13 protein-coding genes are annotated in these 14,218 nt (G+C 71.2%); 6 read left to right on the top strand and 7 right to left on the bottom strand.

Annotated features, from left to right (window positions below):
* Window positions 1-144 precede the first annotated feature (144 nt).
* The 3 genes from BM140_RS12810 to BM140_RS12800 all read left to right on the top strand — a co-directional run bounded on the left by BM140_RS12810 (window position 145) and on the right by BM140_RS12800 (window position 4,270).
* A complete protein-coding gene (locus BM140_RS12810) occupies window positions 145-1,839 on the top strand; it encodes a porin (RefSeq protein WP_091946527.1) in 1,695 nt (564 codons plus the stop codon).
* Between the two features lie 233 nt (window positions 1,840-2,072).
* On the top strand, window positions 2,073-3,995 hold the full coding sequence (locus tag BM140_RS12805) for an OmpA family protein (RefSeq protein ID WP_244535413.1): 1,923 nt from the start codon (window positions 2,073-2,075) through the stop codon (window positions 3,993-3,995).
* Entirely contained in the window at window positions 3,992-4,270 is a 279-nt protein-coding gene (locus BM140_RS12800; protein ID WP_091946521.1) for a hypothetical protein, read from the top strand. The genes BM140_RS12805 and BM140_RS12800 overlap by 4 nt, the downstream gene beginning before the upstream one ends.
* On the opposite strand, the gene BM140_RS12795 is transcribed toward BM140_RS12800, so the two are convergent.
* Window positions 4,261-5,463, bottom strand: coding sequence for an adenylate/guanylate cyclase domain-containing protein (locus tag BM140_RS12795; RefSeq protein ID WP_091946517.1), 1,203 nt, complete (start codon window positions 5,461-5,463; stop codon window positions 4,261-4,263). The two genes, BM140_RS12800 and BM140_RS12795, sit on opposite strands and share 10 nt — an antisense overlap.
* Window positions 5,464-5,559: 96 nt before the next feature.
* A complete protein-coding gene (locus BM140_RS12790; protein WP_091946514.1) occupies window positions 5,560-7,872 on the bottom strand; it encodes a lytic transglycosylase domain-containing protein in 2,313 nt (770 codons plus the stop codon).
* 293 nt (window positions 7,873-8,165) lie between these two features.
* Here BM140_RS12790 and dapA point away from each other — a divergent pair, with 293 nt between their 5' ends.
* The 3 genes from dapA to BM140_RS12775 all read left to right on the top strand — a co-directional run bounded on the left by dapA (window position 8,166) and on the right by BM140_RS12775 (window position 10,191).
* Window positions 8,166-9,056 carry a 4-hydroxy-tetrahydrodipicolinate synthase gene (gene dapA, locus BM140_RS12785; RefSeq protein WP_091946512.1) on the top strand — a complete coding sequence of 297 codons (891 nt, stop codon included), beginning with the start codon at window positions 8,166-8,168 and terminating at the stop codon, window positions 9,054-9,056.
* A 70-nt stretch (window positions 9,057-9,126) separates the two neighbouring features.
* Window positions 9,127-9,600, top strand: a complete 474-nt coding sequence (gene smpB / locus BM140_RS12780) for an SsrA-binding protein SmpB (RefSeq protein ID WP_091946509.1) — start codon at window positions 9,127-9,129, stop codon at window positions 9,598-9,600.
* 21 nt (window positions 9,601-9,621) lie between these two features.
* A complete protein-coding gene (locus BM140_RS12775; protein WP_091946507.1) occupies window positions 9,622-10,191 on the top strand; it encodes a peroxiredoxin in 570 nt (189 codons plus the stop codon).
* A 9-nt stretch (window positions 10,192-10,200) separates the two neighbouring features.
* On the opposite strand, the gene BM140_RS12770 is transcribed toward BM140_RS12775, so the two are convergent.
* The 5 genes from BM140_RS12770 to gntA form a co-directional block, all read right to left on the bottom strand.
* Window positions 10,201-10,698 (bottom strand): lipocalin-like domain-containing protein, encoded by a 498-nt coding sequence (locus BM140_RS12770; protein ID WP_091946504.1) that lies wholly within the window; start codon window positions 10,696-10,698, stop codon window positions 10,201-10,203.
* Window positions 10,699-10,895: 197 nt separating this feature from the next.
* Window positions 10,896-11,162, bottom strand: a complete 267-nt coding sequence (locus BM140_RS12765) for a DUF2312 domain-containing protein (RefSeq protein ID WP_003601858.1) — start codon at window positions 11,160-11,162, stop codon at window positions 10,896-10,898.
* A gap of 111 nt (window positions 11,163-11,273) precedes the next feature.
* Window positions 11,274-12,200: an L-histidine N(alpha)-methyltransferase gene (gene egtD / locus BM140_RS12760; RefSeq protein WP_091946501.1), complete on the bottom strand. Its 927-nt coding sequence runs from the start codon at window positions 12,198-12,200 to the stop codon at window positions 11,274-11,276.
* 1 nt (window position 12,201) lies between these two features.
* Window positions 12,202-13,164, bottom strand: coding sequence for a class I SAM-dependent methyltransferase (locus BM140_RS12755; protein WP_091946496.1), 963 nt, complete (start codon window positions 13,162-13,164; stop codon window positions 12,202-12,204).
* A 2-nt stretch (window positions 13,165-13,166) separates the two neighbouring features.
* On the bottom strand, window positions 13,167-13,922 hold the full coding sequence (gntA, locus tag BM140_RS12750) for a guanitoxin biosynthesis heme-dependent pre-guanitoxin N-hydroxylase GntA (RefSeq protein WP_091946494.1): 756 nt from the start codon (window positions 13,920-13,922) through the stop codon (window positions 13,167-13,169).
* Window positions 13,923-14,218: the final 296 nt, after the last annotated feature.

Genomic DNA, 14,218 nt, shown 5'->3' with positions numbered 1-14,218 from the left:
AACCCCGGCGCACGTTTGGCCGATGTCCCGGCGGGGAGGGCCAAGCACCAAGGGAAATAAGGATTGCGGGCGCGATTCGCCGGAAGGCGGACGTCCCGAAAGAAGTCCGATCCCGTGGGTCTCGAAACTTCTGGAGGTTTCACTATGAAGCTCGTCAAGAGCCTTCTCCTGGGTACGGCGGCGGGGCTGACCGTCGTGGGCGGGGCTCAGGCCGCCGATCTGCCGGTGAAGAAGGCGATTCCGATCGAGTACGTCCGCGTCTGCACCGCCTACGGTGCCGGCTTCTTCTACATCCCGGGCACCGACACCTGCCTTCGCGTCTCGGGCCGTGCCCGCGCCGAGTACGGCTACATCGGCAGCGACAGCCGCAACGTTCCGGGCGGCGGCGACCTCTCGGGCTTCACCGGCCTCGCGCGCTTCAACATCGACGCCCGCACCCAGACCGGCTACGGCACCCTGCGCGCCTTCCTGCGCCTCGACGCCGCCAGCCGCACCGGCCACACCAAGTTCGCCTCGGGCACCAACGAGCGCATCGGCTACGCCTTCTCCGGCACCGGCCAGGACCAGCGCGGCCGCGTGCAGAACTTCATCAACGTCGACAAGGCGTTCGTGCAGTTCGCCGGCCTGACCGCCGGTCGCGCCTCCTCGTTCTTCGACTTCTACGCCGCCGACTACGAGATCATCGGCTCGTCGCTGGGCTCCAACCTGGCCTCCACGAACCTGCTTGCCTACACCCAGAAGTTCGGTGAGGGCTGGTCGGCCACGATCTCGATGGAAGATCCGAACTACCGCAAGAACCCGCTCTTCTCCGACGCCTTCGCGGCGACGGCGCAGCCGGGCGCGGGCGGCATCTCGGGCGTGAACAACGTGTTCACGACGGCGCCGAGCCCGATCATCCTCGCCACCAACGCCGCCGGCAACGCCACCGCGGTCTACTTCGTCGATGCCGTGCAGCGCTCGCGCATGCCCGACTTCGTCGGCACCCTGCGCTACGACGCTCCCTGGGGCTCGGCTCAGCTCTCGGCTGCCGTGAAGGACATCAACATCGGCGGTCCGATCGCCAACTCGGGCATCACCAACCTGCCGGCTCTCGGCGCCACCGTGAACCCTCTCACGGGCGCAATCACGAATGGCGGCCTCAGCAACGCTCAGATCGCCGCTCTGCAGGCCGCTCGCGGCGTCACGGCGGGCTCGCAGACCGAATACGGCTGGGCCGTGCAGGCCGGTGCCAAGTTCAACCTGCCCTTCATCGCCCCGGGCGACGGCCTCTACCTCCAGGGCGCCTACGGCGAGGGCGCTTCGCTCTACACCGGCATCAACCGCTTCACCGCCGGCTACCTGAGCAACGCCTCCGTCTACACCGGCAACCCGTTCAACCAGTTCTTCTCGGACGCGATCATCAACCCGCTCAGCGGCCGGATCGAACTGTCGAACAGCTTCACCGCGGTGGCCTCGTTCCTCCACTACTGGTCGCCCGAGTGGCGTTCGGCCTTCTACGCCAGCTACGGCGAGATCTGGTTCTCGCAGGGCGCCCGCCAGGCCGTCAGCCTGACCAGCACCCTCGTCAACCAGGGCGCGGCCAACTCGCCGCCCTCGTACCTGACCAACCCCTTCGGCTACGCCAACAGCGCCGCGCTCCGCGACACCTACCAGGTCGTCACCGGCGCGAGCCTGATCTGGTCGCCGGTCAAGGATCTCGATATCGGCGTCGAGGGCCAGTACATCAAGACGGGCGTCAAGAACGGCCGCGTCTTCGACGCGAACCGCGGCGGCAACCCGTTCACGGTCTCCTCCGAGGACGTCTACCAAGCCCGCTTCCGCGTCCAGCGCGACTTCTAAGAAGCGGCCCCCTCACGACAGCTCTCCCGTCCCTGCGGACGGGAGAGACATCGATGACAAACCTCCAAGCCCCGGCCTCACGGCCGGGTTTTTTGCGTTTCGGCGCTCTGCCCGTGAGCCGGCTTCCACGCCGTCGCGACGAGCGGCCTTCAAGTCGCCCCGAAGGCGCGTATCCTTGCCGGTCCGTGCATCCGGGCGCCCGCGACGCGCGCCGGCACGCGAGGTCGATGTCCTTGTCCCTGCCTTCGCTTTCCCTGTTCCGCACCCGGCTCGGCTGGCTCGCCGGGCTGCCGGCGCTCGTCCTGATCGGCGCGGGCACGGCCTATCTCGCGGTCCCGAGCATCGAGGATCAGATCGCCCGGGCCGCCGCGGAGGTCGCCCGCACCACGGGGGAGGGGCAGCCCGAGCCGTGGCTGCGGGTTTCCGTTCAAGGCCGCGACCTCGTCGCCGCGGGCGAGGCACCGCAGGCCCCCGACCGCGAGGCCGCCCTCGGGCGGCTCGCCGGAATCGAGGGCGCGCGCCACCTGACCGACCGCACCGGGGTCATCGAGGAGGCCTCGCCCTTCGTCTGGACCGTAGAGCGCCCCGCCGCCGACCGGCTCGAATCGGCCGGCAGCCGTCCGGCGGAGATCGGCGCCTTCGAACTGGCGCAACGCCTCAAGCCGGTCCTGCCCCGCGAAGCGACCCTGGAGGACAAGACGCGCGCCGCCCGCGGCGCGCCGCCTGACTTCCCCGATGCGGCGGCCTACGCGGTCGAGCGGCTGTCCGACCTCACCACCGGTTCGGTCGCGACCGTCAACGACACCGTGATCTCGATCCGCGGCGCCGCCGCGAGTCTGGCCGCCTACGACGCGCTGCGCACCGCGCTCGCCCGCCCGCCGGAGGGCTTCAGCCTCGGCACGATCGAAATCCTGCCGCCGGTCGTGGCCGATATCCGCCTCACCGTGGAGCGCCGGCCCGACGGCAGCCTCGAACTCGGTGGCCACGTCGCCTCGCCCGAGGCCCGCGCGGCGATCCGCGCCGCGGCCGCGGAAACCGCCGAGGGCGCGGCGGTCGACGACCGGATGCAGGACGCCCGCGGCCTCGGGCTCGACGCCCCCACGCTCGCCACCTCCCTGCTCAAGGTCGCCACCCTGCTGCATGAGGGCCGCGTCGCCTACGAGGGCGGCCTCGTCTCGGTCTCCGGTAACGCGCTCGATGCCGGCGCGGTGGGTGAGATCGAGGCGCTGATGCGCGATGGCCTGCCCGCCGGCACCAGGGCCGGATCGATCGCACTCACAGCCAGACCGATTACGCCTTACGTCCTGCGCGTCCGCCGCAGCGAGGACCGGGTCACCGTGAGTGGCCACCTGCCTGACGAGGCCGCCCGCGAGACCCTGCTCGCACGGCTTCGCTCTCGCCTGTTCCGCGAGGCGGTGCAGGACAAGGCGCGCCTCGCCTCCGGCGCCCCCGACGGTTTCGCGGCCGCGGCCGGGGCCGGACTCGACGCGCTGACGACCCTGTCGGGCGGCGAACTCATCATCGCCGGCACGCGGCTGAGCCTGTCCGGCACGAGTCTCTATCCGGAGGCCGCCGCGCGCCTGTCGCGCACGCTGCCGGCCGCGATGCCCGCCGGCTGGAGCGCCGACGTTTCCGTCTCGGGGGGAGATCCGGTGGTGCGGCTCGACCCGCAGGAATGCGGGCGCCGCCTCGCCGAGCGGATCGCCGGCCACCCCTTACGATTTGCTCCCGGCAGCACCGCGCTGGCCGCCGACTTCTATCCCATCCTCGATGCGGTGGCGGCGCTCGCCCGCGACTGCCCGTCCGAGCGCATCGAGATCGTCGGCCATCTCGACGCGCCGAATGCCAAGCCGCCCGAGCCCGACCCGATCGCCGCGGACGCCGCCCGCGAATCGGCGCCCAAGCCCAAGCCCGCCCCGCCGAAGAAGGCGGCCAAGGACGACAAGAAGGCGAGCAAGGCCGAGGCGAAGCCGGCGGCGCCGGAAAAACCCGAACCCGGTCCGGTCGAGACCGGCGCGGACCTCGCCCGCGCGCGGGCGCTGGCCGTGGTCGATTACCTGCAGAAGGCGGGGGTGCCCCTCGACCGCGCCACCGCCGCGGAGAGCGCCTCGCCTCTGACCGAACGCCAGGGCGTCGGCCTCGCCCTCCGCTCGTGACCGCCATCCTCCCGCTCTGGCCCGGCCTCGCGGCCGCCCTCGCGCTCGGCCTGACGATCGGTGCGCTCACCGGCTTTCCGCGCAGCCGCGCCACCTGGATCGCCGCCGCCCTGCCGCTGATGGCGCTCGCCGCGCTGGTCGGCCTCACCGCGGCCGGCACGGTGCCGGGCCGCGCCGGCCTGGGCGTCGAGATCGCAGCGCTGGTGCTCGGCTGCTATCTCGCCGGCTGCGGATTCGGCGCGCTCGGGCGGGTTCTGTCCGGCCGTCAGCCTTGACGCAGGGTCCAGACGCGCTGGGCCCGCTCGATTCCGCGCAACTCGAACGCACCGATCTCGGTGAGCGGCGCGGCACAGCGGCCGGCGAAGGCATCCGAGATCAGGAGCGGCCGGTCGAGGGCGTCGCACAGCCGCTCGATCCGGCTCGCCTCGTTGACGGCACGGCCGATCACCGTGAAGTCGAGGCGCCGGTCGGTGCCGACATTGCCGTACACCACCGGCCCGAAATGCAGGACGATGTCGGCCTCCAGGGTCGGCAGGCCCTGACGCCGACGGTCTGCGTTGAGTTCGTCGTTGCGGGCCAGCGCTTCTTTCGCCGCCGCGAGCGCTCCGGCGCAGGCCGGGCAGGCGGGCGCGTCCGAATCGGCCCTGGAGAAGACCGCCAGGAAGCCGTCGCCGAGGAACTTGAGAATTTCGCCACCGTGACGCCGCACCGGCTCGCCGAGCGCATCGAAATGCTCGTCGAGCCAGCCGACGACCTTCAGCGGGTCGTCGCGGTCGGCGAGCGCCGTGAAACCGCGCAGGTCCACGAGCAGGATCGCCGCCGGCACCACCGTGCTCTGCCCGCGCCGCGTCTCGCCCGACAGCACCCGCGCCGCGGCCGCCGGCCCGAGATAGGTGGACGACACCTCGCGCAGGGTGTGGCTGACGGTGAGCTTGGCGGTGACCAGCGCGATGGTCGGCACCAGCCCGGACAGCGCATCGAGTTCCTCGGGCGTGAAACCGCCGGCCCGGTCGGTGGCAAACGAGAGGCCGACGCCCTCGATCGCGTTGCCCGGCGCGAAGCCGACGAGATGGAGCAGGTAATCCGTGGCCCCGGCCGCCCGAAGCTCGGCCAGCAGCGGCAGGTCCGGAGCCTCGGCGCCTTCGAGGCGCCAGCGCACCACCTCCCGGTCGTTGTCCTTCAGCCAAGCGATCGGAGAGCCGGTGTAGCTCTTCTCGCCCTCCGGCCCGTGCATCGCCGGAAACAGCGCCAGCCCCTCACCGCGGCGCCACGCGAGGCTCATGCCGCGCAACAGCGGATCGATCGCCGGCACCGACAGGCTGAAACGCCACAGCGGAATCCCGGCGGCGATCAGGCCCTCGCAGAGTTCGGTGACGATCGCCTCGCCCGCGTCCGAGGCGACGGCCCCGGCGATCAGCCGGGTTTGGACGGCGTGGAGGGCGGACGGGGGAATCGATGGGGGCGCCATGGTGGCGGGACTGTAGTCTTACGGACGTTTCGTCGTCATGTCGGGGCTCTGCCCCGACGCCCCGCCGAAGGGCCTGGCCTTCGGTAACCCGTTACCTCAAGGCTGCGCTTCGGCGCTCACGGCGGCTCGGGCGCCGCGGGCGAGATCGCGCTCGATGGCGAGCGTGCTCTTGCCGTCGAGGCGGTTGCGATAGACCTGCAGGTTCTCCATCACCCGTTGCACGTAGTTGCGCGTCTCGGTGAAGGGGATGCGCTCGACCCAGTCGACGGCGTCGACCTCTGGCCGGCGCGGATCGCCATAGGCGTCGATCCACTTCTTCACGTTGCCGCCGCCCGCGTTGTAGGAGGCGAAGGCGAGGATGTAGGAGCCCTTCCAATCCTCCATCAGCTCGCCGAGATGGGCCTGCCCCAGCCGCGCGTTGTAGGCCGGATCGCTGGTGAGGCGGTCGGTGTCGTAGGAGGTCGAGACCCGCCGCGCGGTGCGCTGGGCGGTCGCCGGCATCATCTGCATCAGGCCGCGGGCGCCGACGCCGGATTGGGCGCGGGGATCGAACTGGCTCTCCTGCCGGGCGATGGCGAACACCATGGCCCGCTCGACCTGCGGCACCGCCGTAAAGGTCTCGTATTCGGGAATACCGATGGTCGGGTAGGCGTGGGCGTCGAGCGCCAGCCCCCGCTGGGTCGCGAGCTTGCCGATGGCGACGAGGGCGCGAGCGTCCTTCACCTCCACCGCCGTCTCGCCGAGGGCGTTGACCTGCGCCTCGTCGGTCAGCGACTTCGCCGCATCGATGTAGAGCGGCAGCGCCAATTCCTTGAGGCTCGCCGCCGCCAGGAGCTTGAGGCCCCGCACGAACAGACGGTCGTCGAAGGCGGTCCGCGCCGGGGCCGACAACTCCGCGGCCTTGCGCAGGGGCAGGCTGTTCTGGCCGAGCTTGGCCCGGGCGAGCTGGCCGTAATAGGCGATCGGCTGGAGCGCGGCGCGCTCATAGAACCCCTTGGCCTCCGCGGCCTTTCCGGCGGCCTCGGCCGCGCGGCCCTGCCAGTAGGCGGCGCGTGCCAGCGAGATCGGCGTCTCGGCGACCGCGGCGGCCTGGGCGAAGCGGCGCTCGGCCTCGGCCGGATCGTTGAGGAATCGCAGGGCGATCCAACCGGCGTGGAACTCGGCCTCGATCCGCTTCTCGGTGGTGCGGGCGGAATGGCCCGCCGCGACGGCCTGCGCGGTTTTGGCGTCGCCCGCATCCATCAGCTTGCGGGCGACGATGCGGCGCTCGACCCACCACTCGTCGCCGTCGATCAGGATCTCGGGATTGGAGGGCGCGGCGAGCAGGACCTTCGCGGCCTCCTCGGTCTTGTCGGCGCGGCGGAAATACTGCGCCCGGGACAGGAGGTAGGAAGCGTCGTTGCGCAGGGACGGCGGCACCGCGTTGAGCGCCGCGGCGGCGCCCGACTTGTTCTCGACGGCACGGCGGGCCCGCACGAGGCTGGCATAGGAGCCGCCCGCATAGTCCGCGGCGCGGCTCGCCGCCGTGTAATCCTCCTTGAGGAGGGCGCGCTCCATCCGGGCGCGGTGATCGATCACGGTGAGCACGCCGGGGAAGGCGTCGGCCACCTTGGTCTCGAGGCTCTTGCCGAAGCTGTCCTCGCGCCAGAGGTCGCGCACCAAAGCGGCGGCATCCGCATCGAGCCCGTCGGCGCGCAGCGCCAGGGCGAGGGCGAACTTGCCCGGCGCGCTCGCGGGCTTCGAGGTCGCGAAGAAGGCCCGGACGACGGCGGGGCTCTTCTTCTCCGAAAGCAGCATCTCCTCGGCACGCCGCCGCAGCAGCGGGCCGGCGGGCCAATCCGGATTGGCGCGGGTGAAGGCCACGACCCGCTCGAAGCCGATGCCGGCGCCGGCGCGAATCGCCACCCATTCGAGCAGAGCGCGGGCGGCCGGATCGGTGAAGCCCGCCGCCAGCCGGTCGCCGTCCGAGACCTTGCCCTTGCGATAGAGGTCGATCGCCTGCCGCAGCTGGCCCAGATCGGTCTCGCCGGACAGGACCGGGCGGTTCGGATCGGGCACCTCCGGCGCGGGGGCGGCGGGCGAGACTGAGGCGTCGGGGAGCGGGAAGGCGACCGGCGCATCCGAATCGGTCGAGGCGTAGCCGGAGGCGGCAGCGGGCAACGCCTTGTCGGGCGCCGCCTCGCCGGTCCCCTTCGGATCGAGGCGCAGCGCATCGGCCGCGACCGGGTCGGCGGCAGGCTTGGCCTCGTCCTTCATCTGCGCGGCGGGCGCGGTGGCGTCGCTCGCCGGCACCTGCGGGGCGGAGGCCGGGTTCGGGTTGCGGATCTCACCTTGCTGGGCGGCCAGCACGGCGCTGCCGGTCAGCGCGAGACCGAGGATCAGGGGCAGGGAGCGGGCGGGGAACGCCATGTGTGAAGACACCCCGACTCGTGAGGCCAAGCCTTAAGCTGGCCTCCGGGTCGTTAAGAAGGGATAAACCACGCCGGAAATCGAACGCCGATCCTGACGGATCCGCGCCCATCCCCGGCTCGTCCTGTCGGCGCGCCGGCCCGTGTCGAACCGGCCTCCGCTTCGGCGGCCGGGGCACCCGCGAAGCGTTTGCTTACGGCCAAGCGAGCGCCTATGTCTGCGCGTCCCGTCGGCGGGCGGCTCCGGAGCCGGGCCCGCGCGAGGACACGAGAAGTACGGCCGGGAACGCCAGGATGACCGAGACCCACGCCCGCCTCCGCGGTTCGATGACCGCGCTCGCGACCCCCTTCCGCGACGGCGCGTTCGACGAGGCGGCGTTCCGAAAGTTCGTGAACTGGCAGATCGAGCAGGGCACCCACGCTCTGGTACCCACCGGCACCACCGGCGAGAGCCCGACCCTGAGCCACGCCGAACACGATCGCGTGGTCGAGACCTGCATCCGCGAGGCCAACGGCCGGGTGCCGGTGATCGCGGGCGCCGGCTCGAACTCGACCGCCGAGGCGGTGGCGCGGGCCCGTCATGCGGAAAGCGTCGGCGCGGACGCGGTGCTCACGGTCACGCCCTACTACAACAAGCCGACCCAGGACGGGCTGTACGCCCACTTCAAGGCCGTCAACGACGCCGTCGGCATCCCGATCATCATCTACAACATCCCCGGCCGCTCCGTGGTCGACATGAGCGTCGACACGATGAAGCGGCTGTTCGAGCTGAAGAACATCGCCGGCGTGAAGGACGCCACGGCCAAGATCGACCGCGTCAGCCTCCAGCGGCAGGCTTTGGGAGAAGATTTCATCCAGCTTTCTGGCGAAGATGCGACGGCGCTGGGCTTCAACGCCCATGGCGGCCATGGCTGCATCTCGGTCGTCTCGAACGTCGCGCCCCGGCTCTGCGCCGACCTGCAGGAGGCGACGCTCAAGGGCGACTTCGCCAAGGCGCTGGCGATCCAGGACCGGCTGATGCCGCTGCACGTCAACATGTTCTACGAGTCGAACCCCGTGCCGGCGAAGTATGCCCTGTCGCGCCTCGGCCTGATGTCCGAGGAGGTGCGCCTGCCGCTGGTGCCGGCCACCGAGGGCTGCCGCAAGGCGGTCGATGCCGCGCTGGCGCATGCCGGGTTGATCTGAAGCCTCGCCGCCGGACCCGGCGGTCCCCATATCGGAGGACCGCCGCCTTCAGGCTTCGAACGACAAGAAAATGGCACCCAAACCCGAACCCGGCCGGCGCGTCGTCGCCGACAACCGCTCCGCGCGCTACCACTACGCCATCGAGGACGTGATCGAGGCCGGCATCGCCTTGACCGGCACCGAGGTGAAGTCCCTGCGCGGCGGCAAGGCGACCATCGGCGAATCCTATGCCGGCCCGTCGGGCAACGACCTGATGCTGTTCAACGCCTACATCCCGGAATACCTGGAGGCGAACCGCTTCAACCACGACACCAAGCGGCCCCGCCGCCTGCTGCTGCACCGCCGCCAGATCAACAAGCTGATCGGCGCGACCCAGCGCCAGGGCTACACGGTGATCCCGTTGAAGATCTACTTCAACGACAAGGGCCGGGCGAAGGTCGAGCTGGGGCTGGGCAAGGGCAAGCAGCTCCACGACAAGCGCGAGAGCGTGAAGGAGCGCGACTGGCAGCGCGACAAGGCCCGGCTGATGCGCGACAAGGGCTGAGTCCCCGATCGAGCGCACTCGATGACCGCACCCGATTATACTCGATTGCCCGACGACCTTCCGGCGCCTTCCGACGACGGCGCCGCCGATCAACTGACCGGTCTCAAGCTGCCCGACGTGGCCCTGCGGGCGACCGATGGCAGCCTCGTCTCGCTGGCCCGGCTGCCCGGCCGTACCGTCGTCTTCGCCTATCCGCGCACCGGCGTGCCGGGCCAGCCGAATCTCGTGGAGGACTGGGACGCGATCCCCGGGGCGCGGGGCTGCACGCCGCAGGCCTGCGCCTTCCGCGACGCCCATGCCGACCTGCTCGGGCGCGGGGTCGCGCGGGTGTTCGGGCTCTCGACCCAGGACGGGCCGCACCAGCGCGAGGCGGCGGCGCGTCTCCATCTGCCCTACGCGATCCTGTCCGACCGTTCCCGGGCGCTGACCCTGGCCCTGCGCCTGCCGACCTTCGAGGCCGGCGGCGAGGTCCTGCTGAAGCGCCTCACCCTGGTGATCGACGACGGCGCCGTCGCGAAGGTGTTCTACCCGGTCTTCCCGCCGGACCGCAGCGCCGAGGCGGTGGTCGCCTGGCTCGACGCCGAGGCGTGAGGCGGCCGATCAGTCCTTGCCGCGCACGAAGGTGACGATGCTGCGGGTCTCGCCCTTGTCGGCCCAGTTGGGCATGACGCGCCAGGGCGTCAGCACCCGCAGGCGCTCGCCGTCGAGGGTGAACATGCGGGTCTGCTCGGTGCCGACCCATTTCGGGTCCCAGGCCACGTCGAGCTTGGCGGTCCAGCTGTCGCCCTCGGTGCGGAACGTGCCGCTATACGAGACCAGCGTCCCCATCAGGGCGGCGCGCTGGGCGTCCGTCTCGGCGGGCTTGCGGCCTTCGCCGGTCAGCACGAAGAACACGCGGTTCTCGGGCGTGAAGTAGGCGTAGCCGGTGGGGCGCTCGCCCATCACCGGCGCCTTGCTGCCGTCGGCCCGGACCTCGACCTCGTAGGAGACGAGCTTCCACAGCCCGGTCAGCCGCGGATCGGATTCCGCCCACGCGGGCCCCGGCGCGGCGCAGACCGCGAGGGTGAGGAGGGCGGCGAAACGGCCCGATCGATCCATCAAGAAAATCCCCCGTCCGATGTGCGAAGCGCACGTTAACACCAGACGAGGGCGTTCGAGGCCGCCTGCCTGAGACGGTCGGCGGGGTTCGTAACCCGCCCCGTGAGCATCGGCCCGAAAGGTGGGGACCGGCTTTCGGGCCGATGCGGCCCAACAACGGAGAGCATCGTCCCGGATCCGATGTCCGGGACGATGCTTTAGGCCATGCCCAGCGCCTGGAGGTACAGTTCGAGGATCGCCTCCTCCTCTTGGCGCTCGTCGTGGTCGCGCTTGCGCAGGGAGATGATCTTGCGCAGCACCTTCACGTCGAAGCCGTTGGCCTTGGCCTCGGCGTAGACGTCCTTGATGTCGCCCGCGATGCCGGCCTTTTCCTCTTCCAGGCGCTCGATGCGCTCGATGATGCTCTTGAGCTGGTCGGCGGCGACCGAGGACGGGTCGACGGCGGGGGCAGGCGATGCGGCCATGGCGGCGCTCCTTCGTGCGGCAGGCGGGCCGACCCCCACGGGCCGGCGCGCCGGATCGTCCGGGGGTAGCCCATCAACCTTACCCAGCCGTTGATGCCGCGCCGGCTCGCCTCACCCCCGCAGCAGGTGCAGGCTGAACGCACCCTGCTGATCGAGCCACATCTTCTCCGGCCTCCAGCCGCCGCGCTCGGCCAGGGCCCGGAAGGCGGCGGGGGCGTATTTGTGCGAGGTGTCGGTGCGGATGCTCTCGCCCGGCTCGAACCGGATCTCTCGGCCTCCAAGCCGGTAGATCGCGGGGCGGAGCGCCACGAGATGGGCCTCGACCCGAAACGGCGCGTCCACCACCCGCGCCTCGTGGCGGAAGTTGTCGAGGGCGAAATCGGCGCCCAGTTCCCGGTTCATCCGGGCGAGCAGGTTGAGATGGAGCGCGGGCATCAGCCCGTCGCAGGCGCCGTAGGCCCGCTTCAAACGGTCGGGGTCGCGGGTCGGGTCGGCGCCGACGAGGAAGCGGCTGACGCCCAGCGTGTCGCGGGCGCGGGCGAGGAAGCCCGCGGCCTCGTCGGGCGAGAAATTGCCGATGCTGGTGCCGGCGAAGAAGCCGAGCACGTTTTTGCCCGCCAGGCCCTCGGGCAGGCGGATCGGCCGCGAGTAATCGGCGGCGAACGGCGTCATGGTCACGTGCGGATAGTCGGGCGCGAGCCGGGCGATGGCCGCGGCCAAAAAATCACCCGAGATGTCGAGGGCGACGTAGGCCTCGGGCGCCTCCATCGCGTCGAGCAGCACGCGGATCTTGCGGCTCGCCCCCGCCCCGAACTCGACCACGCCGACGCCCGCACCGACGATCCCCGCCACGTCGGCGGCGACCTCGGGCAGAAGCGCCATCTCATGCTTCGTCGGGTAGTAGTCGGGATGGGCGCAGATCCGGTCGAACAGGTCCGAGCCGGTATCGTCCCAGAGATACTTTCCGGGCAGCGTCTTGGTGGGCGCCGTGAGGCCGGCGAGCGCATCCCGCAGGAAGGTCTCGGACGCGTCCGCCATCTCATGCCCTCCGCGTCGCGGTGAGGACGCAAAGGGCGAGGCGCTCGACCTCGGCGTAGACCGGGCCGGACAATTCCTCGCCGTAGGCGTCGGGGTCGTATTCCCGGTAGGCCCAATCCAACCCGGCGCGGTCGCACAGGGCGGTCGCCGCTTCGCGGAAGCCGTCGCGGCCCTCGACGATGGCCGAGCCGGTGAACAGGACGAGGCTTCCGCCGGGGTTCAGCCGCTCGGTCGCGGCTTCCACCACCCGCAGGGGCAGGCCGGCGCCGAGCGTGCCGCCGCCGTCGCGGTAGGCGCGCCCGCCGGCATCGACCATGAAGGGCGGGTTGGAGACGATGAGGTCGAACCCGCCCTCGACGCCCGACAGCATGTCGCTCAGCGCCGGGCGGACGTTCGCCACGCCCGCCACCCGCGCGTTCACCGCGGCGAGTTCGAGCGCGGCGGGGTTGATGTCCACCAGAACCACCTCGGCCTCGGGGACGCGCTTGGCGACCACGATGCCGGCGGCACCCGAGCCGCAGCCGAGATCGACGACACGGCGCGGCAGCGGACGGCCCTCCCGCGCCAGCGCGTCGAGATGCGCCTGCACGGCGCGGACGTAGCGCACGGTGTCGGGGCCGAAGAACACCGCGTCGGCGGCGAGCGGCGGGTAGGCGGCATGGAAGAACAGGTCGTCGTCGAGGCTCGACAGGCGCAAGGCGGCTCGGAACAATCCGGTCTCGGGATCGCGCCCGAGGATGCCGGCCCGCTCCATCAGGTCGGTCAGTTCCGCGGGCAGCAGCCCGGCCTCGAACGGGCGGCTCCAGCCGAGCACGTCGCGCAGGTTTCGGGCGCGGGCATTCTCGGGCCGCGCATTGACGTGGGCGTGGGAGGCCGGCGTCACCGTGGTGAAGCGGTAACCGGAGGCGCGCACGGCGTCGGCGAGGGCGAGAAGCGCGTCGGCGCGCTCGGGGCCGGTCGCCATCCTCAGCCCTCCATCTGGCCGGCCAGGAAGGCGCCCTGGCGCAGGTCGGCGGCGATCTGCTGCGCGTCGTAATCCGGGGCGCCGGCCCGGCGCCGATAGGGGCAGACCCAATCCTCCGGGACCGCCCGGCCGCTGAACTGGCGGGCGGCGGAGCGCTCGCCGTGCTGGGCCAGCATCGGGTTCGGAGAGCCGGCCCAGGCGACGTCGCGCTCGACGATCGACTCGCGCAGACGCTCGTAGCGTCCCTCCTCGCGCAGCCGCTCGAACTGGTCGTGCAGGTTGAACACCAGGGCCGGCGCCTCGAAGCGCCGCGCCTTGCGGCTGGCGCCGGGATGCAGGCCGACGATGAAGAAGCCCTCGCCGCCGAGACTCATCGAGAAATGCGGATCGTCCGGGTCGGCCGCGACCCGCGGGTCGTGCGTGTGCCCGAGCCCGCTGTCGCGGTCGGACAGCGACTGCATCCGCGCCCACAGCGCCGCCTCGAACGCCTCCTCGGACAGGCGGCCCGTGTTCTCGAACACCACCGCGAAGCTCTGAAAAAGTTCGGGCCGGCTCCGATAGCGGGCGATGAAGGCGAGCAGCGCCGGATAGATGCGCCCGTCGTCGCGGTCGGAGGCGACGTCGCGGGCGACCATCACCCTCAGGCGCCCGCGCGACAGCGCGGATTTGGCGCCGACACAGGGGAAGGGCTGTTGGCGGATGAAGTGCCGGAAGCGCTCGGAAAGGGGATGGCCGGCGTCGTCGGTGGGCAGCAGCATGGTACCTCGGGCGAGCGGGCAAGAAGACGGCAGGCAAGAAAACGCAGGCAAGCGTCGTCGACGGACCGGGCGAACCGGCCACCATGAAAGGCTGGGGGAAGTCCTCCGATGGCGCCGCGCGGATCGCGTCCGGTGCAGGTCGGAGTGCCTGGGGAACCGCAGGTTTCTGGCAATGTTCCGGGCAAGCTCGGCTGTCCACAGGCGCGTGGAACCGTTCGGAACGGGGATGGGACACCCCGATTCACCCAGCTTGTTGCCCGCCCCCAACCGGTGTAAGACGCGCGTTCATCACGCAT

The sequence above is a fragment of the Methylorubrum salsuginis genome (assembly GCF_900114375.1).
Classification (GTDB): Bacteria; Pseudomonadota; Alphaproteobacteria; order Rhizobiales; family Beijerinckiaceae; genus Methylobacterium; species Methylobacterium salsuginis.
This window is presented reverse-complemented; position numbering and strand designations above follow the sequence as displayed.